This window comes from Paraburkholderia sp. D1E (assembly GCF_052682275.1).
The window spans coordinates 8,941,542-8,964,454 of record NZ_JBQYMB010000001.1; the positions used below are offsets into that span (position 1 = coordinate 8,941,542).

General features: G+C 61.9%; 19 protein-coding genes. 18 read left to right on the forward strand and 1 reads right to left on the reverse strand.

All coding sequences use genetic code 11. The features are described from left to right. The first annotated feature begins 50 nt into the window (after window positions 1-50). From ACUN0E_RS40220 to ACUN0E_RS40240, 5 genes are all read left to right on the forward strand, one after another. The gene (locus ACUN0E_RS40220) at window positions 51-863 is read left to right on the forward strand and encodes an SPOR domain-containing protein (protein ID WP_445570077.1); all 813 of its coding nucleotides are present in this window, start codon (window positions 51-53) and stop codon (window positions 861-863) included. Between the two features lie 161 nt (window positions 864-1,024). Further along, window positions 1,025-1,663: a thiol:disulfide interchange protein DsbA/DsbL gene (locus ACUN0E_RS40225; RefSeq protein ID WP_408231683.1), complete on the forward strand. Its 639-nt coding sequence runs from the start codon at window positions 1,025-1,027 to the stop codon at window positions 1,661-1,663. A gap of 15 nt (window positions 1,664-1,678) precedes the next feature. Next, window positions 1,679-2,452: an SDR family oxidoreductase gene (locus ACUN0E_RS40230; RefSeq protein WP_445570078.1), complete on the forward strand. Its 774-nt coding sequence runs from the start codon at window positions 1,679-1,681 to the stop codon at window positions 2,450-2,452. A gap of 3 nt (window positions 2,453-2,455) precedes the next feature. Next, window positions 2,456-3,304 carry a cobalamin-binding protein gene (locus tag ACUN0E_RS40235; RefSeq protein ID WP_445570079.1) on the forward strand — a complete coding sequence of 283 codons (849 nt, stop codon included), beginning with the start codon at window positions 2,456-2,458 and terminating at the stop codon, window positions 3,302-3,304. A 347-nt stretch (window positions 3,305-3,651) separates the two neighbouring features. Then, a complete protein-coding gene (locus ACUN0E_RS40240) occupies window positions 3,652-5,238 on the forward strand; it encodes an ABC transporter substrate-binding protein (RefSeq protein ID WP_445570080.1) in 1,587 nt (528 codons plus the stop codon). 82 nt (window positions 5,239-5,320) lie between these two features. Here the strand turns inward: ACUN0E_RS40240 and ACUN0E_RS40245 are convergent, their stop codons facing one another. Beyond that, window positions 5,321-6,391 (reverse strand): MBL fold metallo-hydrolase, encoded by a 1,071-nt coding sequence (locus ACUN0E_RS40245; protein WP_445570596.1) that lies wholly within the window; start codon window positions 6,389-6,391, stop codon window positions 5,321-5,323. 188 nt (window positions 6,392-6,579) lie between these two features. Between ACUN0E_RS40245 and ACUN0E_RS40250 the strand changes: the two genes are divergently transcribed. From ACUN0E_RS40250 to bioB, 13 genes are all read left to right on the forward strand, one after another. Further along, window positions 6,580-6,984, forward strand: a complete 405-nt coding sequence (locus ACUN0E_RS40250) for a MerR family transcriptional regulator (RefSeq protein ID WP_408418176.1) — start codon at window positions 6,580-6,582, stop codon at window positions 6,982-6,984. 211 nt (window positions 6,985-7,195) lie between these two features. Next, a complete protein-coding gene (gene aceK, locus ACUN0E_RS40255; protein ID WP_408388145.1) occupies window positions 7,196-9,025 on the forward strand; it encodes a bifunctional isocitrate dehydrogenase kinase/phosphatase in 1,830 nt (609 codons plus the stop codon). 103 nt (window positions 9,026-9,128) lie between these two features. Continuing rightward, window positions 9,129-9,905 (forward strand): carbonate dehydratase, encoded by a 777-nt coding sequence (gene can, locus ACUN0E_RS40260; RefSeq protein WP_445570081.1) that lies wholly within the window; start codon window positions 9,129-9,131, stop codon window positions 9,903-9,905. Next, window positions 9,898-11,106, forward strand: coding sequence for an acetyl-CoA C-acetyltransferase (locus ACUN0E_RS40265; RefSeq protein ID WP_445570082.1), 1,209 nt, complete (start codon window positions 9,898-9,900; stop codon window positions 11,104-11,106). The genes can and ACUN0E_RS40265 overlap by 8 nt, the downstream gene beginning before the upstream one ends. A gap of 39 nt (window positions 11,107-11,145) precedes the next feature. Next, entirely contained in the window at window positions 11,146-11,823 is a 678-nt protein-coding gene (locus ACUN0E_RS40270; protein ID WP_445570083.1) for an SDR family oxidoreductase, read from the forward strand. Window positions 11,824-11,859: 36 nt separating this feature from the next. Continuing rightward, window positions 11,860-12,990, forward strand: coding sequence for an acyl-CoA dehydrogenase family protein (locus ACUN0E_RS40275; RefSeq protein ID WP_445570084.1), 1,131 nt, complete (start codon window positions 11,860-11,862; stop codon window positions 12,988-12,990). A 7-nt stretch (window positions 12,991-12,997) separates the two neighbouring features. After that, entirely contained in the window at window positions 12,998-13,447 is a 450-nt protein-coding gene (locus ACUN0E_RS40280; RefSeq protein ID WP_408231650.1) for a YchJ family protein, read from the forward strand. A gap of 588 nt (window positions 13,448-14,035) precedes the next feature. After that, on the forward strand, window positions 14,036-15,310 hold the full coding sequence (locus tag ACUN0E_RS40285; RefSeq protein ID WP_445570085.1) for a dienelactone hydrolase family protein: 1,275 nt from the start codon (window positions 14,036-14,038) through the stop codon (window positions 15,308-15,310). 305 nt (window positions 15,311-15,615) lie between these two features. Then, a protein-coding gene (locus tag ACUN0E_RS40290; protein ID WP_445566636.1) for an IS3 family transposase occupies window positions 15,616-17,165 on the forward strand; the annotation gives its coding sequence in 2 pieces (ribosomal slippage) (window positions 15,616-16,090 and window positions 16,090-17,165; 1,551 coding nt in all). Window positions 17,166-18,380: 1,215 nt separating this feature from the next. Then, complete coding sequence (bioA, locus tag ACUN0E_RS40295) at window positions 18,381-19,730, forward strand: adenosylmethionine--8-amino-7-oxononanoate transaminase (protein ID WP_445570086.1); 1,350 nt, start codon at window positions 18,381-18,383, stop codon at window positions 19,728-19,730. After that, the gene (gene bioF, locus ACUN0E_RS40300; RefSeq protein WP_445570087.1) at window positions 19,730-20,914 is read left to right on the forward strand and encodes an 8-amino-7-oxononanoate synthase; all 1,185 of its coding nucleotides are present in this window, start codon (window positions 19,730-19,732) and stop codon (window positions 20,912-20,914) included. Before bioA ends, bioF begins: the two co-directional genes overlap by 1 nt. Further along, window positions 20,911-21,642: a dethiobiotin synthase gene (gene bioD / locus ACUN0E_RS40305; protein WP_445570088.1), complete on the forward strand. Its 732-nt coding sequence runs from the start codon at window positions 20,911-20,913 to the stop codon at window positions 21,640-21,642. The genes bioF and bioD overlap by 4 nt, the downstream gene beginning before the upstream one ends. A gap of 34 nt (window positions 21,643-21,676) precedes the next feature. Further along, window positions 21,677-22,768, forward strand: coding sequence for a biotin synthase BioB (gene bioB, locus ACUN0E_RS40310; protein ID WP_445570089.1), 1,092 nt, complete (start codon window positions 21,677-21,679; stop codon window positions 22,766-22,768). Window positions 22,769-22,913 lie beyond the last annotated feature (145 nt).

Below are 22,913 nucleotides of genomic sequence, written 5' to 3' on the forward strand. Positions count from 1 at the left end.
CAACATGCACGCGGCCGTCGTTATAATCGACGGCTGTTCCAGGATTCTTTTTGCAGGTGATTCATACGATGGTAAAACCACGCCGCACAACAAAGCAATCGCAATCGAAACAAACCGGGGGGACTTTTCTCGGCATCGTGCTGGGCCTGATCGTCGGTCTCGCGATCGCGGTAGTGGTGGCGCTGTATATCACCCGTGCGCCCACACCGTTCGTCTCGAAGGTCGCACCGCCCGCGGCGCCTGACACCGGCGCGAGCCAGGCGCAGCAGTACGACCCGAACCGTCCGCTGCAAGGCAAGACGCCGGGCCAGCCCGTGCCGCAAGCCGCGCAACCGGCGCCGCCGAACACCGCACCGGGCCAGACCAACTCGCAGACCCAGTCGGGCATGCTGGAAGAACCGCAGATCGTCGAAGTGCCACCGTCGAACGGCAATCCGAACGGTACGGCAGTCGCACCGAAGCCCGCGCAGGATAACGGCAGCGGCACGGCCACCGCACCGGCGAAGAAGCCGCAAGGCGCCAGTGCACCGGCCACCACCGCGGCAGGCTCGGCGCCGAAGAGCACGTCGTCCAGCACGGCTGCCAACGCCAAGCCCGGTTCGGGCGTGGCGCAGGGTGACGCGAACACGGGCTATTTCCTGCAAGTGGGCGCCTACAAGACCTCGGCCGACGCCGAGCAGCAGCGTGCGCGTCTCGCCTTCCAGGGCTTCGAATCGAAGGTCACGCAGCGCGATGCGGGCGGTGTGACCTACTACCGTGTGCGTATCGGACCGTTCTCGAAGTTCGAGGACATGAATTCGAGCCGTCAGCGTCTGTCCGACGCGGGCGTGGATACAGCCGTAATCCGCTTTACGAAACAATAAACAAACGGTGATTTGCCGGAGCGCGCCGCCGCCGAACTATCGGCGTGCGGCGCGTGTCACAAGCACAACGGACGACTAGAGCGTCTAACGCCGACATTGAAAACGGTGACGGGCATTTGCGTGGCGCCACCGCTTTACCGCCTACCTTGGGTCAACAAAACATGAAAAAACTGCTGAGCATTCTGTTCCTCTCGCTGGGCCTGGTTGCCGCCACGGCGCATGCATCGCCGGCTGCGCCGGTGTCCGGCAAGGACTACACCGTGCTACCCACGCCGCAACCTACGGACGTGCCGGCCGGCAAGATCGAAGTCACCGAATTCTTCTGGTACGGCTGCCCGCACTGCAATGAATTCAACCCGTACCTCGAGGCATGGGTGAAGAAGCAAGGTCCGGACGTGGTGTTCAAGCGCGTGCCGGTCGCGTTCCGCGACGACTTCATTCCGCATTCGAAGATGTATCACGCGCTCGACGCACTCGGCCTCGCTACGCAACTTACGCCGAAGGTTTTCAATGAAATCCACGTCAACAAGGACTACCTGCTGACGCCGGAAGACCAGACCAAATTCCTCGCGAAGAACGGCGTCGATCCGAAGAAGTACATGGACGCGTACAACTCGTTCTCAACGCAAAGCGCGTTGCAAAAAGACAAGAAACTGCTCGACGACTACAAGATCGACGGTGTGCCGACGCTGGCCGTGCAGGGCAAGTATGAAACCGGTCCGGCTGCGACCAACAGCCTGCCTGGCACGATCCAGGTGCTGGACTACCTGGTCGCCCAGGTCCGCGCCAAAAAGATGTAAAACCGAGGCGCCGGAATGAGTTCAACCCTGAAGGTTTTCATTACCGGCGCCTCGAGTGGCATCGGCCTCGCGCTCGCCGCCGAATATGCGCGGCGCGGCGCGGTTCTCGGCCTCGTTGCCCGCCGCGGCGACGCCCTCGCCGCCTTCCAGCAGTCCCATCCGCAGAATTCCATCTCCGTCTATTCCGTCGACGTCCGCGACGCCGAGGCGCTCGCCGAAGCGGCCGCGCAGTTCATCGCGCAGCACGGTTTGCCGGACGTCGTGATCGCCAATGCCGGCATCAGCCGCGGCGCGGTCACCGGGCACGGCGATCTGCGCACGTTCCGCGAAGTGATGGACATCAACTACTTCGGCATGGTCGCCACCTTTGAGCCGTTCGCCGCCGCGATGGTCGCCGCGAAGAAAGGCACGCTGGTCGGGATCGCCAGCGTTGCCGGCGTGCGTGGCTTGCCGGGGTCGGGCGCATACAGCGCGTCGAAGTCAGCCGCGCTCAAGTATCTCGAAGCGTTGCGCGTCGAGATGCGGCCGCTGGGCGTCGGCGTGGTCACCATCGCGCCCGGTTATATCCGCACGCCGATGACCGAGCACAACCCGTACAGCATGCCGTTCCTGATGGACGCCGGCCGCTTCGCGGTGAAAGTCGCCGGGGCGGTCGAGCGGCAGACGGCCTTCGCCGTGTTCCCGTGGCAGATGCGTATCGCGGCGATGCTGCTCCATGTGCTGCCGCGCTGGCTCTATGACCGCGCCTTCGAACGCGCGCCGCGCAAGCCCCGCGCCGTCGTCGAATAAATCATGCAGCCACGCGCGGTCGATGCAGCCGGCGTCGCGCACGAAATGGCGGGCGCCCGTGCGTCGGGCGTCGCTACGCTGGGCACCCATACCCGCATCGTCTCGCTGGTGCCGAGCATCACCGAATTGCTGTTCGCTCTGGGGCTCGACAGGCAGATCGTCGGGCGCACCGGTTTTTGCGTGCATCCACACGACAAGGTGCGGCACGTACGCAAGGTCGGCGGCACCAAGGCCGTCAATGTCGACGCAATTCGTGCGTTGCGGCCCACCCATCTGATCGTCAATATCGACGAAAACGAACGCGATACCGTCGAACAATTGCGCGCGTTCGTGCCGCATATCATCGTCACCCATCCGCAGACGCCGCAGGACAATCTCTCGCTGTACTCGCTGCTGGGTGCGATATTCGACCGCGCACAGGAAGCGCAGCGTCTAAGCGAGGCGCTCGAAGCGCGTCTGCACGAGGCCGCCACACGCGTGTTTCCTACGCAAAACGTGCTGTATCTGATCTGGCGCGAACCATGGATGACGGTCGCACGCGATACCTATATCGCCGAGATGCTGAGGCTCGTGAACTGGCAGACGCTGCCTGACGTAGAAGGTGGAGCGGCAGGCGCGGCACGCTACCCCACGCTCGACTTCGACCACTCACCGTGGCTTGCCGGCGTCGATCGCATATTGCTCTCAAGCGAGCCGTATCGCTTCACGCAGGTCCACTGCGACGCACTGAAACGCGATCCACGTCTCGCGGGCAAAAGCGTTGAGTTGGTCGACGGAGAGTTGGTGTCGTGGTACGGCGTGCGCGCCATCGAAGGCATCGGATATCTGCTGCAGCGCGCGGCTGCGTCGTGAGCGCAGGCACCTGGCGCCCGCACTGAGTTGAGCCGTTGCTCCACACCGCTCAGCGCTGCCATCAAACCGAGCCGCTGCTTTCCAACGAATGGGCTCCATATGGATATGCGGATTAAATTGTTGTCGCCGCAACCACCCTTCGATAAGCTTTCGCGAAGGCGAGGACGCGCAAGGACGTGCGTATAACGCAACATCCAGACCATGCGCCAGTGCCGGAAACGTATCACAATAAAGACGACGGTCACGCTGCCCCCGGATATCGGACGGCCAGTTCCCCGTCCCTCGTCAACGGAATACAACCACACAACCAGACGCACTGCCTGACTGCGCTTGTTATGGGAGATCCTATGCGCTTCAAACTGCTCGCAGCCGCCGTACTGTTCACGGCGCCCGCGCTCGTGCTCGCCAAACCGCTGACCGTCTGTACCGAGTCGAGCCCCGACGGCTTCGATGTCGTGCAGTTCAATTCGCTCGTCACGACCAATGCGTCGGCCGACGTGATCTTCAATTCGCTGGTCTCGTACGACGAGGCCGCGAAGAAAGTCGTGCCCTCGCTGGCCGACAAGTGGGACGTGAGCGCCGACGGCCTCACCTACACGTTCCATCTGCGTCCGAACGTGCAGTTCCAGACCACCGACTACTTCAAGCCCACCCGTGCGCTGAATGCCGACGACGTCGTCTTCACGTTCGACCGCATGCTCAACGACAGCAATCCGTGGCACAAGGTGGCGGGCGCGAGCGGCTTCCCGCACGCGCAATCGATGGGCTTGCCGAAGCTCATCAAGTCGATCAGCAAAGTCGACGACAACACCGTCAAGTTCGAACTGAACGCACCGGACTCGACCTTCGTGTCGATCCTGACCATGGGTTTCGCCTCGATCTATTCGGCTGAATACGCCGACCAGTTGCTCAAGGCCGGCAAACAGGTCGACCTGAATTCGAAGCCGATCGGCACCGGTCCGTTCGAATTGAAGAGCTACACCAAAGACGCGGTGATCCGCTACGACGTGAACCCGACCTACTGGGGCGCGAAGCCGAAGGTCGACCGCCTGATCTACGCGATCACGCCGGACGCCACGGTGCGCGCGCAAAAGGTGAAGGCCGGCGAATGCCAGATCGCGCTATCGCCGAAACCGCAGGACCTCGCCGAAGCGAAGGGCGACAAGTCGCTCGCCATCGTGCAGACGCCCGCGTTCATGACCGCGTTCGTCGCACTGAACACGCAGAAGAAGCCGCTCGATAACCAGAAGGTGCGCGCCGCACTGAACATGGCGTTCGACCGCACCACGTATTTGAAGGCGATCTTCGACAACACCGCGACGCCGGCCGTCAATCCGTATCCGCCGAACACGTGGAGCTACGACAAGGCCGTGAAGCCGTGGCCGTACGATCCCGTGAAGGCAAAGAAGCTGCTCGCGGAAGCGGGCTATCCGAACGGCTTCGAAACAACGATCTGGGTGCGTCCGAACGGCAGTGTGCTGAATCCGAACCCGAAGGCCGGCGCCGAACTGCTGCAAGCCGACTTCGCCAAGATCGGCGTGAAGGCGGAGGTGAAGGTGATCGAATGGGGCGAGCTGATCAAGCAGGCCAAACAAGGCCAGCATGACACGCTGTTCATGGGCTGGGCCGGCGACAATGGCGATCCGGACAACTATCTGTCGCCGCTCTTCAGTTGCAATGCCGTGAAGTCGGGGATCAATTTCGCGCGCTTCTGCGATCAGGATCTGGACAAGCTGATCGCCGACGGCAAAGCGACGCCCGATCAGGCCAAACGCGCGAAGGCGTATGAGCAGGCGCAACAGATCATTCACGATCAGGCGCTGTGGATTCCTCTGGGTTACCCGACCGCAGCGGCCATCACGCGTACGAACGTGAGCGGCTATCACGTGAGTCCGTTCGGACGGCAGAACTTTGGAACGGTGGCGGTGCAGTAAGCTTTTGCCACGCCGCTCAAAAAAAGCCCGGTTGCGAAAAGCAATCGGGCTTTTTTATCGACGTATCAACCTATCGACCCGTTCAGGCCGAAAACCGGATCACCCCATCCGCATCCTGCGTGCGCTTCAACTCGCCGGCCAGCCACAGCAGATGCAAGTGCGCCAATGCCTCACCCATCGCGAACGTCATCTGATGGATGTCGAGTTGGCGCTTGAACATGAGCGGCACGATATCCGCGGCGCTTTGCGGCTTCTCCGCACAGGCCTCGCGCACTTCCGCCAGACGCGCATCATGATGCTCACGCAATTGCTTGATGCGCGTACGCACGCCGCGAAACGGCTTGCCGTGCGACGGCAGGACGAGCGTGTCTTCGGGCATCGTCTCGTAGCGGCCGAGCGATTCCAGATACAGCGCGAGCGGCGTGCCTTCCGGCTCCATGTCGAACACCGAGACGTTGGTCGAAATACGCGGCAGCACCATGTCGCCGGAGATCAGCGTGCCCGTCTCTTCACAATGCAACGCGCAGTGTTCCGGCGAATGGCCGAAACCGGTCACCACCCGCCACGTCCTGCCGCCGATCTTCACGCCATCGGCTTCGCGCAGGCGGCGATACTGACCGGGAATCGCCGGCACAAGACTCGCGTAGTAGCTCGTGCGATTGCGCAGCTTTTCGAGCGACACCTGATCGTTCAGGCCATGACGCGCGAAGTGCCGCGCCGCGCCCTCGCCGCCCGCATTGGAGCCGTCGCCCGCCGCCATCACCCGTGCCTGCATATATTCGCCGAGCGTCATCCACAAGCGCACGTCCCAGCGCTTCTTGTCGCCGCCGGTGCAAATCCAGTGCGCGAGGCCGATGTGATCCGGATGGCAATGCGTGACGATCACGCGCAGCACCGGCAGGCCGTCGAGCACGGAGTCGAACACTTTCTCCCAGTTCTCCTTGATCTTGTCCGACGTAATACCGCAGTCGACTACCGTCCACCCCTGCTGACCGTCGATTTCATCGCGTAGCAACCATAGATTGATGTGGTCGAGTGCGAACGGCAGCGGCATGCGCAGCCAGAACACACCGGGCGCCACTTCCATCGCGTGGCCCGCTTCGGGCAGGGTGTCGTTGAAGGGATAGTCGAGTTGATGTTCGAGTGCATTCATTGTGGGTGTCTTCCTCCGTCGGCCGTCCGGCATGGCGAGGTATGCGATGCCGCACGGCGTGGTTGCGGCCCGGTCGTGACATACCGGTGCCGTATTGCGCCGTAGTTGCGTTTCGATCAAGTTGACGATAACGTAAACGTCGATTCTATCGTTCAATCCGATTTTCTGCCCGGCCACGGGATGCCCCGATGAACACGCAATACACGATCACCGAGCTCGCGCGGGAATTCGACGTCACGCCGCGGGCGATCCGCTTCTACGAAGATCAGGGTTTACTCTCACCCAGCCGCGAAGGTTCAAGTGGCTTACGGCGCGTCTATTCGGGCCGCGATCGAACCCGCCTGAAACTCACGCTGCGCGGCAAGCGGCTTGGCTTCACGCTGTCGGAAATCCGTGATCTGCTCGACGTCTACGAGTCGCCGACCGACACCGTGCCGCAATTGCACGCTTTCCTTGCCACGGTGGCGCGCCATCGGGAAGTGCTCGAACGTCAACTGGAAGACCTGAACGCGACACTCGAAGACCTCGCGCAATACGAAACCCAGGCGCGCGCGCTGCTGGAGAGCGGCGCACGCGAGACCAAGTCCGCCTAAGCGGCGATCGCGCAAATATTTTTGCAGAAAGTTGTGCCGATTAAGACATGCCAAACTGAGGCATTGAGCGGAGATAGTCTGAAAGTCGGCTAACGCCTGGCAACTTCCAGGAGACGCCAAGGCACGAGTCGAGCGGCGCGATGCGTCGCGGGCCCACCCGGACGATACAATCGCGGGTGTCTTCACGACATGGGACGAATGCACGGTCGACATGAATCACTTCCCCAAACTGTTGTCGTCGCAGATCGGCTTTGACGTCGCCCAGACGATGCTCGAAGGATTCGATCGGCACTACCGGATCTTTCGCGACGCCGCGATCCATGCCAAAACGCTCTTCGAAGCTGCCGACTGGCACGGCCTGCAAACGCTGGCGCGCGAGCGCATTACTTCATATGACGATCGCGTCGAGGAATGCGTCGAACTGCTCGAAGACGAATACGACGCCGAGAATATCGACGACGAAGTGTGGCAGCAGATCAAGCTGCACTACATCGGCCTCCTGACCACGCACCGCCAGCCCGAGTGCGCGGAGACATTCTTCAACTCCGTGTGCTGCAAGATCCTGCACCGTTCGTATTTCAACAACGACTTCATTTTTGTGCGCCCGGCGATCTCGACCGAATACATTGAGAACGACGAACCCGCCGCGAAGCCGACCTATCGTGCGTATTACCCCGGCAAGGATGGTCTTGCCGCGACGCTCGAGCGCATCGTCACCAACTTCCAGCTGGAGCCGCCGTTTGATGATCTGAAGCGCGACGTCGCGTGTGTCATGCAGACGATCCACGATGCGTTCGGCGTGTTCGACGAAGCGCCCAACTTCCAGATTCACGTGCTGTCTTCGCTGTTTTATCGGAACAAGTCGGCGTATATCATCGGACGAATCATCAACGGCGACTTGCTATTGCCGTTCGCAGTACCGCTGCGCCATGTGAAACCGGGCGTGCTGGCGCTCGATACGGTGCTGCTCAAACGCGATCAGTTGCAGATCATCTTCAGCTTTTCGCATTCGTATTTCCTGGTGGACATGGAAGTGCCGTCCGCTTACGTCGAATTTCTCGGCACGATCATGCAGGGCAAACCGAAGGCGGAAATCTATACCTCAGTGGGCTTGCAGAAGCAGGGCAAGAATCTGTTCTATCGCGATCTGCTGCACCATCTGAAGCATTCCAGCGATCACTTCATTATCGCGCCCGGCATCAAGGGACTCGTGATGCTGGTGTTCACGTTGCCGTCGTTTCCGTATGTATTCAAGCTGATCAAAGATTATTTTCCACCGCCGAAGGAAACCACCCGCGAGCAGATCAAGGGAAAGTATCAGCTCGTCAAACGGCATGACCGTTTGGGCCGCATGGCCGACACGCTCGAATATTCGAGCGTCGCGCTGCCGGTTTCGCGGCTCGACGAAGCGTTGGTGCGCGAACTCGAAAAGGAAGTGCCGTCGTTGATCGAATACGACGGCGACAACCTGGTGATTCGCCACATGTATATCGAACGCCGGATGGTGCCGCTCAATCTGTTCCTGCAAAACGGCAGCGACGACGACGTCGATCACGGCATCAAGGAATACGGCAACGCGATCAAGGAATTGATGCAGGCGAACATCTTCCCCGGCGACATGCTGTACAAGAACTTCGGCGTGACGCGTCACGGCCGCGTCGTGTTCTACGACTACGATGAAATCGAATATCTGACGGAATGCAACGTGCGCGCCGTGCCGGCGCCTCGTAACGAGGAAGACGAAATGTCGGGGGAGCCGTGGTACTCGGTCGGCCCGCACGACATTTTCCCGGAGACATACGGCACATTTTTGCTCGGCGACCCACGCGTGCGCCGGTCCTTCATGCAGCATCACGCGGACTTCTTCGATCCAGCGCTGTGGCAACGGCACAAGGATCATCTATTGAAAGGCGAACTGCCCGACTTTTTCCCGTACGACAGCAGCGTGCGCTTCTGCATCCGCTATCCGGAACGATTCGCCGATGCGGCGTCCGGCATCCCGGAAAACCAGGCAGACGAGCGCACCGTGCGCGCGGCTTAAACCTCATGCGCATCATGTGCCGCCCGCATCGTTGAATGCATCGTCCGAACCTTATGTAACGACATCGACCGGTCAATCGGTCGAGCAACCGCCCAGACTCACCATGACCATGAACGCTTCTCCCGCTGCCAATCCGCTGGCCCATCTGTTCGATAACAACGACGCGTGGGTGGCCCGCAAGCTGTCCGAAGATCCGGAGTACTTCTCGCGTCTCGCGCACCAGCAGACACCCGAGTATCTGTGGATCGGCTGTTCCGATTCGCGCGTGCCGGCCAACCAGATCATCGGCCTGCCGCCGGGCGAAGTGTTCGTGCACAGAAATATCGCCAACGTGGTGGTACATACGGATCTGAATTGCCTGTCGGTGATCCAGTTCGCCGTCGATCTGCTCAAGGTCAAGCACATCATGGTGGTAGGTCACTATGGTTGCTCGGGCGTCGGTGCGGCACTGCACGGCCGGCGCGTGGGTCTGGCGGATAACTGGCTGCATCACGTGCAGGACGTGCGCACCAAGCACGCCGCGTTGATTGAAGAGTGGCCGCTTGGCGAGGCGCGCCATCGGCGTCTGGTCGAACTGAATGCGATCGAACAGGTCATGAACGTATGCCGGACCACCATCATCAACGACGCGTGGGCACGCGGTCAGGAACTCACGGTTCATGGCTGGGTGTATGGCGTGCATGACGGCAAGGTGCGCAACCTCGGCATGACAATCAACGACCCCGCGTCACTCGATGCAACCTACAGGAGCTGCGTAGCGGCAGTATCAGCCGGCCGCGCGCACGAAGCGGACAACGACATGGTCGCCGCCGATGCGGCCCAACTCGGCGACGTGCCGGCCGTCGTCGAAGGTGTGATCAAGGAGCTTAAACATGAATGAGACAAACATGAGCGAGACAAAGTCTGATCCGATCGTGATCGTAGGTGTAGCCCGCACGCCGATGGCGGCATTTCAGGGCGATTTCGCAACGCTAACCGCGCCGCAGTTGGGCTCGGTCGCAATCGAAGCCGCCGTGCAACGCGCCGGCCTGAAGCCTGAGCAGATCGACGAAGTGGTGATGGGCTGCGTGCTGCCCGCCGGCCTCGGCCAGGCGCCGGCGCGTCAGGCCGCGCTCGGCGCCGGCTTGCCGTTGAGCACCGGCAGCACAACCGTCAACAAGATGTGCGGCTCCGGCATGCGCGCAGCGATGTTTGCGCACGACATGCTGGCCGCGGGTTCGGTCGATGTGATCGTCGCTGGCGGCATGGAGAGCATGACCAACGCGCCGTACCTTTTGCCGAAAGCGCGTAACGGCATGCGTATGGGCCACGGCCAGGTAATCGACCACATGTTCTACGACGGTCTCGAAGACGCCTACGAAAAAGGCCGTCTGATGGGCACCTTCGCCGAGGAATGCGCGGCGTCGTTCGACTTCACGCGCGAAGCGCAGGATGCGTTCGCCGTCGAGTCCCTGAATCGTGCAAAGCGCGCGAATGAAGACGGCTCGTTTGCATGGGAAATCGCACCGGTGAAGGTGGAAAGCCGCAAGGGCGACGTGACCATCGACCACGACGAGCAGCCGTTCAAAGCGAACCTCGACAAGATTCCGACGCTCAAGCCCGCGTTCAGTAAAACCGGCACGGTAACGGCGGCGAACTCGTCATCGATTTCCGACGGCGCCGCGGCGCTCGTGATGATGCGCGAATCGACCGCAAAGCGTCTCGGTGTCGAGCCGCTTGCTCGCGTGGTCGGCCACTCCACCTTCGCACAGGAACCGGCGAAGTTCACCACCGCGCCGGTCGGTGCGATCCGCAAGTTGTTCGAGAAGAATGGCTGGCGCGCCGACGAAGTGGATCTGTATGAGGTCAACGAAGCGTTCGCGGTGGTCACGATGGCCGCGATGAAGGAGCATCATCTGCCGCATGACAAGGTCAACGTGAACGGCGGCGCCTGTGCGCTCGGTCATCCGATCGGTGCGTCGGGCGCACGGATTCTCGTGACGCTGATCGGCGCGTTGAAAAAACGCGGTCTGAAGCGCGGCGTTGCGACGTTGTGCATCGGCGGCGGTGAAGCGACCGCGATGGGCATCGAACTGGTTTAACACGCCGCTTCCAGGCGTTTGAGGGCTTGAGGTGATTCGATGAAGACAGTATTGATCGTCGGTGCATCGCGCGGCATCGGCCAGGAATTTGTGCGGCAGTACAGGAAGAGCGGCTGGCGCGTGCTCGCCACTGCGCGCGACGGCGCCGCACTCGACGCGTTGAAGGCGCTCGGCGCGGAGACCTTTTCACTCGACGTCACCGCGCCCGAGGAAATCGCTGCGCTCGGCTGGAAGCTCGACGGCGAACGGCTCGACGCGGCGGTGCTGGTGTCGGGCGTGTACGGCCCGCGCACCGAAGGCCTCGAGACGATCACCGCCGATGATTTCGACCAGGTCATGCATACCAACGTGCGCGGCCCGATGCAGCTGATCCCGATCCTGCTGCCGCTCGTCGAAGAGGCCGGCGGTGTGTTTGCGGTGATTTCAAGCAAGATGGGCAGCATCGGCGACGCAAGCGGCACGACCGGCTGGCTGTATCGGGCGAGTAAAGCGGCGCTGAACGACGCGCTGAAGATCGCCTCGCTCGAAACAACCCGCGCAACGTGTATCTCGCTGCACCCCGGCTGGGTGCGCACCGACATGGGTGGCGCGCAGGCGGCGATTGATCCGGCGCGTAGCGTCACCGGTATGCGTGACGTGCTCGCGCAGGCAGCGGCGTCGCCCGAAGCGTTCAACGGACGCTTCTATCAATACGATGGCACGGCGCTCGACTGGTGAGGAGACACATGAGGAGACTAACGAGGAGACCGAGCCATGATGCTTGATCAGGATCACCAGATGATCCGTGATGCGGTGCGCACGTTCGTTCGCGAAGCGGTCACCCCGCATGCTGCGCAATGGGACCGTGAGCGCATCTTTCCGCAGGACGTGCATCGCCAGCTCGCCGAACTCGGCGCGTATGGCGTGCTGGTGCCCGAAGCCTATGGCGGCGCCGGCATGGACGCGCTGGCGCTCGCATTGATCCTCGAAGAAATCGCCGCGGGCGACGGCGGCACCTCGACCGCAATTTCCGTCAACAACTGCCCGGTGTGCAGCATTCTGCTGACCTATGGCAACGACTCGCAGAAACGCGACTGGCTCACGCCGCTCGCGCGCGGCGAGATGCTCGGCGCGTTTTGTCTGACCGAACCGCAAGCGGGCTCGGACGCATCCGCGCTGCTCACCACCGCAACACGCGATGGCGACACGTACGTGTTGAACGGTGTCAAACAGTTCATCACGAGTGGCAAGAACGGCAACGTCGCAATCGTCATGGCCGTGACCGACAAGGCGGCGGGTAAGCGTGGCATCAGCGCGTTTATCGTGCCGACCGATACGAAAGGCTATGTCGTTGCGCGAGTCGAAGAAAAGCTTGGCCAGCACTCGTCGGACACGGCACAGATTATTTTCGAAGATTGCCGCGTGCCGGCTGCGAATCTGATCGGCGCGGAAGGCGAAGGCTATCGGATTGCGCTATCGGGGCTCGAAGGTGGGCGCATCGGTATCGCGGCGCAAAGCGTCGGCATGGCGCGCGCCGCGTTCGAGGCGGCATTGGGGTATGCGAAGGAGCGCGAGAGCTTCGGCCAACCGCTGTTTTCGCACCAGGCCGTGCAATTCCGCCTCGCCGATATGGCGACCCAGCTCGAAGCCGCGCGCCAGTTGATCTGGCACGCCGCGTCGCTAAAAGATGCCGGGCAACCGTGCCTGACCGAAGCCGCGATGGCCAAGCTGTTCGCTTCCGAAGCCGCGGAGCGCATCTGCTCGGCAGCCTTGCAGATTCATGGCGGCTACGGCTATCTGAGCGACTTCCCCGTCGAACGCATCTACCGCGATGTGCGCGTGTGCCAGATCTATGAAGGCACCAGCGACATCCAGAAAATTTTGATCGCGCGCGGTCTTGTCTGAAAATCTGATGAATAGACCATTGTTGTCAACGCAACGACCGTCCGACTGCCCCTGCGGCGGCGCTGCACCCGATCAGCGCGGCGGCGCCAAACCACCGCGCTTCGCGCAGTGCTGTGGCCGCTATATCGATGGCGGAGAAACCGCGCCGCGCGCGCTCGAACTGATGCGTTCGCGTTACAGCGCATATGTTGTGGGCGCAACGGATTATTTGCGCGCGACCTGGGCACCCCACACCTGCCCCACGGATCTCGACGCCGACCCTGCTGCTCCCGACGCGCCGCGTTGGCTCGGACTGCAGATCAAGGCCTTCGCTGAAACCAACGCCGACCATGCGACAGTCGAATTCGTCGCACGATACAAGGTAGGCGGCCGCGCTCACCGGCTGCACGAACTGAGCCGCTTCGTACGTGGTGAAGACGGGTGCTGGCGCTATGTCGACGGCGACGTGAGCGAATAAGCCGCACCTTCCAAAGCCTTACACAACTCAGCTACGCAGCGCCCAGCGTGATCACATATGGCCCTCAAACGAGGGCTTTTTTTTCGTGTTGGCTCGGCACCACAGCGCGCGTGATGCGACGAATTGCTTCGTGCAGCCAAGCACCGCGAGCTGGGCGCTTTGCGGGCCTCCCGGCAGGCGAACGTGCCCTGATCCACATGCGGCAATTTTTTCGTCGCGGGTTCTCCTTGATTGCACAAAACAAAATTGTCGTGCCAGGATGAGGCCGTAGGTTTGTGACGTCACGTTGCGAGAGCAGGTCCATACCGATTCCGCAAAATGCGCAGACGCCCAGCCGGGAGCCCGTCAACAAGGGTTCGACGGCGGTTCTGGGCAGCGTGCGTGGCGCTCATCATCGGCGCGTGGGGTCGCGTCGGCCGTTTGGGTTTATCCCGTGCGATCTCGATTAGCGTGCGTGCGCTTGGCGCACTACGTACGCGAGTGTGTTTTTGTTTGTCGAAAACGCCGATGAAAGGCAATTGTTAGTGATGGCATTCGACCGACAAAGCGTCACGGTGTTCAGGGCAGGTTTTTGAGGCAGGTGCGTCAATGGTGTTCAGCAAGGTTCTGACGAAGTGTGCGGTGATGTGTGCAACGGCGATCTGCGCTGTCGCACTCGCGCATGCCGACCCCCTCGCCGACACCCAGACGGGGCCGCTCACCCGCGCACACGTGCCGCGCATCGCGCTCGACGACGATGTTTATCTGCCCACCGCCGGCCTCAACGAACAGATCATCCGCGTGCCGGTCAACGCTGACGGCACGGTCACGCTCGAAACGACGATCTACAAACCGGACGGCGCAGGCCCGTTTCCGATGATCGTTTTCAACCACGGCAAGATCCCCGGCGATCCGCGCACGCAGGAACGCAGCGACCCGTTGCCGTTCGCGCGCGAATTCGTGCGCCGCGGCTACGTGGTGGTGGCGCCGAACCGTCAGGGCTTCGGCCGTTCGGACGGCACTTATCAGCAGGATGGTTGCGACGTCAAACGCAACGGTATCGGCCAGGCCGGCGACGTCGCCGCGACGATCGATTTCATGTCGAAGCAGCCGTACGTGGACGCGACGCACATTGTGGTGGCCGGCACCTCGCACGGCGGCCTTGCGACGATAGCTTATGGTCCCGAGGCTGCGCCGGGCGTGCGGGCCTTGATCAATTTCTCTGGCGGTTTGCGCCAGGACGCGTGTGCCGACTGGCAGGGCAACCTGACGCGCGCATTCGGCGCGTACGGCGAGAAAACGAAGGTGCCGTCGCTGTGGTTGTATGGCGATAACGACTCAGTGTGGACGGCGCCGCTGGTGGCCGGCATGTATGCCGCGTATGCCGCACACGGTGCGAGCGCCAAGATGGTGGATTTCGGCAACTACAAGAATGACGCGCATCGGCTTGTGGGCGATCGCGATGGCGTGCATGTGTGGTGGCCGGCGGTCGAGGCGTTTCTTGCTCGGGCGGGGATGCCTACCGGCGTGCAATATCGGGTCGAAGATCCTTCAGCGCCGAAGGCGAGTGGGTTTGCTGCGGTCGATGCAGTCGACTCTGTGCCGTTTGTCGATGAAGCGGGCCGTAATGGATATCGTAATTTCCTGCATCAGTATCCTAGCCGGGCTTTTGCTGTATCGGATTCGGGGGCCTGGTCGTGGGCGGAAGGCGGCGACAATCCGATGTCGGTCGCTATTGCGAATTGCCAGAAGCAGAGTTCGGCGCCTTGCCGGTTGTATGCGGTGGATAACTCCGTTGTATGGGGGGCTCAGTCTTCGCAGACGGCGGGGACTTCTTCATCTGGGTCTGATAGTGGGCGGCGGGCTATTGCCAGTCGTAATTAAGGTTTAGGTTTTTGCCTGCGCGGCGCTTGTTTGTCTGTTGGCCTTTCCTTGATCTGTTTGCCTGCTCGGCGCGTCTTTGTCTGACTGCCCGTGGCGTTGGCCCTTCCTTGATTTGTTTGCCTGCGCGGCGCTTGTTCGTCTGAACGCCTGTGGCGTTGGCCTTTCCTTGAATTCTTATTGGTTTATTAGTGTCGCCCCTGTGCGGGGCAGGCACTTACTTCTCTTTGCCGCCCTCCATGTCAGGCTAGTTGTCGCCTCACCCGAACCGATTGGTGTAAAGATGGGGGGCGGACAGCGAATGGAAGATGAAACGCTATTCAGCGGAAACCCGGGAATGGGTAATCCAGCAGATGATGCCGCCGTTCAATCGTGCGGTCATCGAGCTGGCGGGGGCGACGGGCATCACCACGGTGACGCTGCGGACCTGGCGGCAGCATGCAAGAGATACAGGGAAATTCATGCCGGGCAATGGCAAAACGGGCGATCAGTGGTCAAGCGCCGGGAAGTTCAGGGCGGTGCTGGAGACGGCGTCGCTCAACGAGATCGAGACCTCACAATACTGCCGCAGTAAAGGCATTTATCCGGAGCAGATCCGGCAGTGGCGCGAGGCGTGCGAGCAGGCCAACGCGGTGCCTGAAACGAAGCCCACGGCGGCCCAGCGCAACGAGGCGAAGGCTGCGCAAAAGCGCATCCGTGAACTCGAGCGCCAGCTCAAACGCGCTGACGCGGCCCGCGCGGAGGCGGCGGCCTTGCTGAATCTGCGAAAAAAAGCCGAAGCGATCTGGGGCAAGGAAGAGGAAGACTGATCAGCCGCCCGGATCGCGATGAAGCCATGCAGTTGATCGATGAAGCTGTACAGCAGGGAGCGCGCCGCTCGCGTGCGTGCGAGCAGTTGGGGCTCAGCGTGCGCAGTGTCCAGCGCTGGCGCCTGTCGCCGCAGGACGGGCGCGCTCAGGTGAAGCGTGCAGCGCCGCCCAACAGGCTGAGTGAGGCAGAACGTCAGGCCGTGCTCGATGCGGCCAACCGTCCGGGCTACGCGAGCCTGACGCCGCACCAGATCGTGCCGAAGCTGGCGGATGAAGGGATTTATCTGGCTTGCGAATCGACGTTCTACCGGATACTGAAAGCAGCAGGACAGGGCCAGCGCCGGGGCCGCGCGCGAGCCCCGCAACGACGCACGCTCACGACGCACTGTGCCGATGGTCCGAACCAGGTGTGGTGCTGGGATATCACGTGGATGCCGGGCACGGTCAGGGGCCGGTACTTCTACTGGTACATGATGAAAGACATCTACAGCCGCAAACTGGTGATGAACGAGGTGTGGGAGCAGGAGTCGGCTGAGCACGCGAGCGAGTTGCTGAACAAGGGATGTTTGCGTGAAGGTATCGCCGGGCGTCCGCTGGTGCTGCACTCGGATAACGGCAGTGCAATGAAAGGCGCCACGATGCGCGCGGCCATGATCGATCTGGGTGTGCAGCCTTCGTTCAGCCGGCCGCGCGTGAGCAACGACAATGCCTTTGCCGAGTCGCTGTTCCGCACGGCGAAGTACTGTCCGTTATGGCCCGAGCAGCCGTTCGACACGCTGGAGGCGGCCCGGGAATGGGTGCAGCGCTTCGTGCAGTGGTACAACGAAGAGCACTGTCACAGCGGCCTGAAGTATGTCAGTCCGGGGCAACGGCATCGCGGCGAAGCCAACGATCTGCTGGCCCGCCGGTGTGCGCTGTACGAAGACGCGCGCAGGCAGAACCCCGCACGCTGGTCAGGTGCCATCCGCAACTGGCACCTGGCAGACTCGGTCTATCTGAACCCGGAGCGAACTCACGCGTCGGCCAAAATGTATAAGCACGCAGCGTAACGGTTCATGCGACAACTACCTTGACACACACCGGCCGCCGCAAAGAGAAGTAAGCAAGAGAAAGCGGCTCAAACCGCTAATTCTTAAGCGGGTCCCCCGCGCAGCCACGGTAGTGGTGCATCTGGAATCTGCGCCCTCGCACATTCGACGCCAGTGACAAGGGCGTCATACTTCCGGCGGCGCTGCGCGCGCCGACGCGCACTTCATAAAACCGATGGCTGCGTTTCCCGCTCGCGCTCCATTCGGCGCTACGCCGAGGCGGCGTCGATGGTTCCCACCGCCCCTCCACGAAGCCCCTTGGCTTCCCACGCAATTCCGTCGTCGCCAAGGCAAAGCCGACGGCCCCCACCGCCCTCAACGAAGCCCTTGGCTTCCCATGCAATTCCGTCGTCGCCGAGGCGAAGCCGATGGCCCCCACCGCCCCTCAACGAAGCCCTTCTCCGCCCGCGCCGAGGCGAAGCCGATGGCCCCACCACGCGCAACCGAAGCCCCAGGTTTCCCTGGCAGCCCCATCCGCGACGCGCGCAGTGCGGAGTGGGAGCTGATGAGCCCTTTGTCACTCACGCCGAATGTGCGAGGACACGGATTCCAGATGCACCACTACCGCAACTGCGCGGCGGACCCGCTTAAGAATTAGCGGTGTGAGCCGCTTTCTCTTGCTTACTTCTCTTTGCGGCGGCAAAGAGAAGTAAGTGCCCGCCCCGCACAGGGGCGACGCTAATCAACCAATAACAATTCAAGGAAAGGCCAAAGACCAAACAATCCAGATCAAGGCAAGACCAACGCCAAAAGCGCACAGAAAACCGCGCCGAGCAGGGAGCAGGGAGCAGGCAAACAAATCAAAGAAATCCCACCGCCGTAGGCAACCAGACAAAACCCACAGCGAAACCAAAAACCCCACCGCCGGAGGCAAATCCCCACCTTAGCCTCAAATTCCCGCCCACAACGTCCAACTACTTTGCCGTCGTTAACTCCGTCGATTAGCGACCTTCAGAACGAATCTGAAACCACCTGCAGCGAACAGCCCCAAACCCCAGCACCGCAGGCAAAAACCCATCTCCCGCCCCAGGTGCGCAGCCTGAAATAAACCGCTAATCTCGACCCCGCACGCCTTCCCAAGGCCGCGCGCAGCGCAAAGAAAAACAGCAGCGCGACTGAAACGGCCCTAAAAAAGCCAGCCGAGCAGCAGGCAAAAAAGCACTCTGGAGTACCTTTTTGGAAAACTCAGCATCCCCTGAAGACTGGATCACCCGCAGCCTGCGTGCCGTCTGGCACCCCTGCACCCAGATGAAGCACCACGAGCGCCTACCGCTAATCCCCATCGCGCGAGGCCAGGGCGCGTGGCTCTACGACCGCGCGAACAACCGTTATCTGGACGCGATCAGCTCCTGGTGGGTCAACCTGTTCGGCCACGCCAACCCAAGCATCAATGCAGCACTGAAAGACCAGCTCGACACGCTCGAACACGCCATGCTCGCCGGCTGCACGCATGAACCGGCCATCGAACTGGCGGAGCGCCTCAGCGCGCTCACCGGCAACACACTCGGTCACGCGTTCTTCGCGTCCGATGGCGCGTCGGCGGTCGAAATCGCGCTGAAGATGAGCTTCCACTCGTGGCGCAATCGCGGCTTCGCCGACAAGCAGGAATTCGTTTGCATCGCCAACAGCTATCACGGCGAAACCATCGGCGCGCTCGGCGTCACCGATGTCGCGCTCTTTAAAGACGCCTACGATCCGCTGATTCGCCACGCGCACGTGGTTGCATCGCCCGATGCTCGGCTCGCGCAAGCCGGCGAAACCGCAGCCGACGTTGCGCGCCGCGCGCTCGATCAGGTTCGCTCGCTGTTCGAAGCACGCGCCACGAAAATCTCCGCGTTGATCGTCGAGCCGCTCGTGCAATGCGCAGCCGGTATGGCGATGCACGATGCGTCGTATATCGCCGGCTTGCGCACGCTCTGCGATCAGTACGGCGTGCATCTGATCGCCGATGAAATCGCCGTGGGTTGTGGACGCACGGGTACCTTCTTCGCATGCGAACAAGCCGGCATCTGGCCAGACTTCCTGTGTCTGTCGAAAGGCATCAGCGGTGGGTATCTGCCGCTGTCGATCGTGCTGTCGCGCGATGAAATTTTCGAAGCCTTCTATCACGACGATACCGCGCGCGGCTTCCTGCACTCGCATTCGTACACGGGCAATCCACTCGCGTGCCGCGCGGCGCTCGCCACGCTCGATCTCTTTGCAAGCGACAACGTGCTTGCCGTCAACGCGCAGAAATCCGCGAAGCTGAAGTCGGCGCTCGCGCCGCTGGCCGAACACAAGCACGTGCGCAATCTGCGCCAGTGCGGCACGATCTTCGCGTTCGACGCAATCATCGACGACGCTCAGCAAGCCAAAACATTTTCGCGCCGCTTCTTCGAAAACGCGTTGCAGCGTGAACTGCTGCTGCGCCCGATTTCGACCACGGTGTATCTGATGCCACCCTACATCCTCGACGACGAAGAAATCGCGCTGCTCGCCTCGCGCACACGCGAGACCTTTGAAGCGACGCTTGCGGAGACCCGCTAATGCAATTGCTCGACACGCTCACACAAGGCCTGAAGGAAATCGATGAACGCGGCCTGCGCCGCCGTCGCCGCATCGCCGACACGCCGTGCGCCGCGCACATGACGGTCGACGGCCGGGAAATCATCGGCTTCGCCAGTAACGACTATCTCGGCCTCGCCGCGCATCCGCAACTGATTGCGGCGATCGCGGAAGGCGCGCAGCGTTATGGCGTCGGCAGTGGCGGCTCGCATCTGCTCGGCGGCCATTCGCGCGCGCATGCGCAACTGGAAGACGATCTCGCCGAATTCGTCGGTGGATTCGTGGATACGCCGCGCGCGCTCTATTTCAGCACCGGCTATATGGCGAATCTCGCGACGCTCACCGCGCTCGCGGGCCGTGGCACGACACTCTTCTCCGATGCGCTGAATCACGCATCCCTGATCGATGGTGCGCGCCTGTCTCGTGCGGATGTGCAGATCTATCCGCACTGCGATATGGAAGCGTTGAGCGCGATGCTCGACGCGTCGGACGCCGAAGTCAAAGTGATCGTCTCCGATACGGTATTCAGCATGGATGGCGATATCGCGCCCTTGCCACGCCTGCTCGAACTCGCGGAACAGCACGGCGCGTGGTTGATCGTCGACGATGCACACGGCTTCGGCGTGCTCGGTCCGCAAGGCCGCGGCGCAATCGCCCAGGCCGCATTGCGCTCGCCGAATCTGATTTCGATCGGCACACTTGGCAAGGCCGCGGGTGTTTCAGGCGCTTTTGTGACCGCTCACGAGACCGTGATCGAATGGCTCGTGCAGCGCGCGCGTCCGTACATCTTCACGACCGCTTCGGTTCCCGCTGCGGCGCATGCGGTGTCGGCAAGCCTGCGTATCATCGGTGGCGAAGAAGGTGACGCGCGGCGCGCCCATCTCCAGCGACTGATCGAACGCACGCGCGCGATGCTAAAAGCCACGCCGTGGCTGCCGGTGGATTCGCACACTGCCGTGCAACCGCTGATCATCGGCGCGAACGATGCCACGCTCGATATCGCGGCTACGCTCGATCGCGCCGGTCTGTGGGTGCCGGCGATCCGTCCGCCGACCGTGCCAGCAGGGACGTCGCGACTGCGCATTTCGCTTTCCGCCGCGCATTCGCAAGCGGATCTCGACCGGCTCGAAGCGGGCTTGCAACAACTCGGGGCGAAGGCAGCATGATTGGCTCGAGTCAAAGCGCGCTGTCCCTATTCGTCACCGGCACCGATACGGAAATCGGCAAGACATTCGTCTCCGCAGCGCTTCTGCGCGGCTTCGTTCGCGAAGGCCTGCAAGCCGCCGCGATGAAGCCGATCGCCGCGGGCGCTTTCGAAGCGAACGGTGTGTTGCATAACGAAGACGCGGATCAACTCGATGCCGCGTCGAGCGTCCTGCTGCCGCCTGCGATTCGCACGCCGTATATGTTGAGGGAACCCGCCGCGCCCCATATTGCCGCCGCGCTGGAAAACGTCACGTTCGATCTCGACCACATCGTCGATTGCCATGCGCAAGCGCTGGCGAAAGCGGATGTGGTCGTAGTCGAAGGCGTCGGTGGTTTTCGCGTGCCGCTGACCGCAACGCAAGACACCGCCGACCTCGCCGTCGCGCTGAACCTGCCGGTCGTTCTGGTGGTCGGCATGCGCCTTGGCTGCATCAGCCATGCGTTGCTTACCGCTGAAGCGATCGCCGTGCGTGGGCTGAGGCTTGCCGGCTGGGTGGCAAATCGCATCGATCCCGACATGACGTTCCCCGATGAAAACATCGCCTCGATTCGCGAGCATCTTGCGCGCGAACACGACGCGCCTCTGCTCGGCATCGTGCCGCATTTGTGCCCGGCTTCGCCCGAACTCGCGGCGGATCAACTCGACATCAACCGGCTTCTGCAGACGCTGCGTCACGCGCAGCGCTGAAAAACCATCACATCCATCCATGAGGATTGACGACATGACGCAATTGAACATCGCTCCGGCGCAAGCCGACACGGCCGCCGCCAACAACAACGCCGCAATAGGCGCCAAGCCGGTTGCCAAGTGGCGCGTCGCCGACATCGTCGCGTTGTACGAATTGCCGTTCAACGACCTGATGTTCCGCGCGCAGCAAACCCACCGCGAACATTTCGACGCCAACACGGTACAACTGTCGACGCTGCTGTCGATCAAGACGGGCGGTTGCGAAGAAGATTGCGCGTACTGTCCGCAGTCGGTGCATCACGACACGGGCCTGCAAGCCGACAAGCTGATGCCGGTCGATGAAGTCCTGGCCGCCGCCAAGGTCGCCAAGGAAAACGGCGCGACGCGCTTCTGCATGGGCGCGGCGTGGCGCAATCCGAAGGACCGCCACCTCGAGCCGATCAAGGACATGATCCGCGGTGTGAAAGCGATGGGACTCGAAACCTGCGTGACGCTCGGCATGCTCGAAACGCATCAGGCGCAAGGTCTGCGCGATGCGGGTCTCGACTACTACAACCACAACCTCGACACGTCGCCGGAGTTTTACGGCCAGATCATTTTGACGCGCACGTATCAGGACCGTCTCGACACGCTGGAGCGCGTGCGCGATGCGGGCATCAACGTGTGCTGCGGCGGAATTGTCGGTTTGGGCGAATCGCGCCGTGAGCGCGCCGGCCTGATCGCGCAACTGGCGAACATGGAGCCGTATCCGGAATCGGTGCCCATCAACAACCTGGTGCAAGTAGAAGGCACGCCGCTGAGCGGCACCGAAGCAATCGATCCGTTCGAATTTGTACGTACCATTGCGATTGCACGCATCACAATGCCGCGCGCGATGGTGCGTCTGTCAGCAGGCCGCGAGCAGATGGACGAAGCGTTGCAGGCCTTGTGTTTTCTGGCTGGCGCGAACTCGATTTTCTACGGCGACCAGTTGCTGACCACCAGTAACCCGCAAGCCGAAGCGGACCGCAAGCTGCTCGAACGCCTCGGCATTCGCGCGGAAGCGGCGCAGCAGATGCCGCTGGATCAGAACGGCTGCGAGCATAGCTGCGCGCATGATCAGAACGCGCACGCTGCGCCGAACTGAAGAACCACATGCACCCGGCGCATGATAAGCATGCGCAATAAAAAAGGCCGCCTCGCAAAGAACTGCCCCCTCGAAGTTGGACATTCGTCCAACGATCTGGAGGGCCGTTCGGAAACGAGGCGGCCTTTCTACTTCTGAGGCAGAG

What these genes read in the sequence shown, in the direction of transcription:
- ACUN0E_RS40270 (WP_445570083.1), top strand. Translation starts at nt 11,146, where the DNA reads ATGAAGACAGTATTGATCGTCGGTGCATCGCGCGGCATCGGCCAGGAA.
- aceK (WP_408388145.1), top strand. Translation starts at nt 7,196, where the DNA reads ATGAATCACTTCCCCAAACTGTTGTCGTCGCAGATCGGCTTTGACGTC.
- ACUN0E_RS40235 (WP_445570079.1), top strand. Translation starts at nt 2,456, where the DNA reads ATGCAGCCACGCGCGGTCGATGCAGCCGGCGTCGCGCACGAAATGGCG.
- ACUN0E_RS40250 (WP_408418176.1), top strand. Translation starts at nt 6,580, where the DNA reads ATGAACACGCAATACACGATCACCGAGCTCGCGCGGGAATTCGACGTC.
- ACUN0E_RS40245 (WP_445570596.1), bottom strand. Translation starts at nt 6,391, where the DNA reads ATGAATGCACTCGAACATCAACTCGACTATCCCTTCAACGACACCCTG.
- ACUN0E_RS40225 (WP_408231683.1), top strand. Translation starts at nt 1,025, where the DNA reads ATGAAAAAACTGCTGAGCATTCTGTTCCTCTCGCTGGGCCTGGTTGCC.
- ACUN0E_RS40280 (WP_408231650.1), top strand. Translation starts at nt 12,998, where the DNA reads ATGAATAGACCATTGTTGTCAACGCAACGACCGTCCGACTGCCCCTGC.
- ACUN0E_RS40240 (WP_445570080.1), top strand. Translation starts at nt 3,652, where the DNA reads ATGCGCTTCAAACTGCTCGCAGCCGCCGTACTGTTCACGGCGCCCGCG.
- bioB (WP_445570089.1), top strand. Translation starts at nt 21,677, where the DNA reads ATGACGCAATTGAACATCGCTCCGGCGCAAGCCGACACGGCCGCCGCC.
- can (WP_445570081.1), top strand. Translation starts at nt 9,129, where the DNA reads ATGACCATGAACGCTTCTCCCGCTGCCAATCCGCTGGCCCATCTGTTC.
- bioD (WP_445570088.1), top strand. Translation starts at nt 20,911, where the DNA reads ATGATTGGCTCGAGTCAAAGCGCGCTGTCCCTATTCGTCACCGGCACC.
- ACUN0E_RS40285 (WP_445570085.1), top strand. Translation starts at nt 14,036, where the DNA reads ATGGTGTTCAGCAAGGTTCTGACGAAGTGTGCGGTGATGTGTGCAACG.
- ACUN0E_RS40230 (WP_445570078.1), top strand. Translation starts at nt 1,679, where the DNA reads ATGAGTTCAACCCTGAAGGTTTTCATTACCGGCGCCTCGAGTGGCATC.
- ACUN0E_RS40275 (WP_445570084.1), top strand. Translation starts at nt 11,860, where the DNA reads ATGATGCTTGATCAGGATCACCAGATGATCCGTGATGCGGTGCGCACG.
- bioF (WP_445570087.1), top strand. Translation starts at nt 19,730, where the DNA reads ATGCAATTGCTCGACACGCTCACACAAGGCCTGAAGGAAATCGATGAA.
- ACUN0E_RS40265 (WP_445570082.1), top strand. Translation starts at nt 9,898, where the DNA reads ATGAATGAGACAAACATGAGCGAGACAAAGTCTGATCCGATCGTGATC.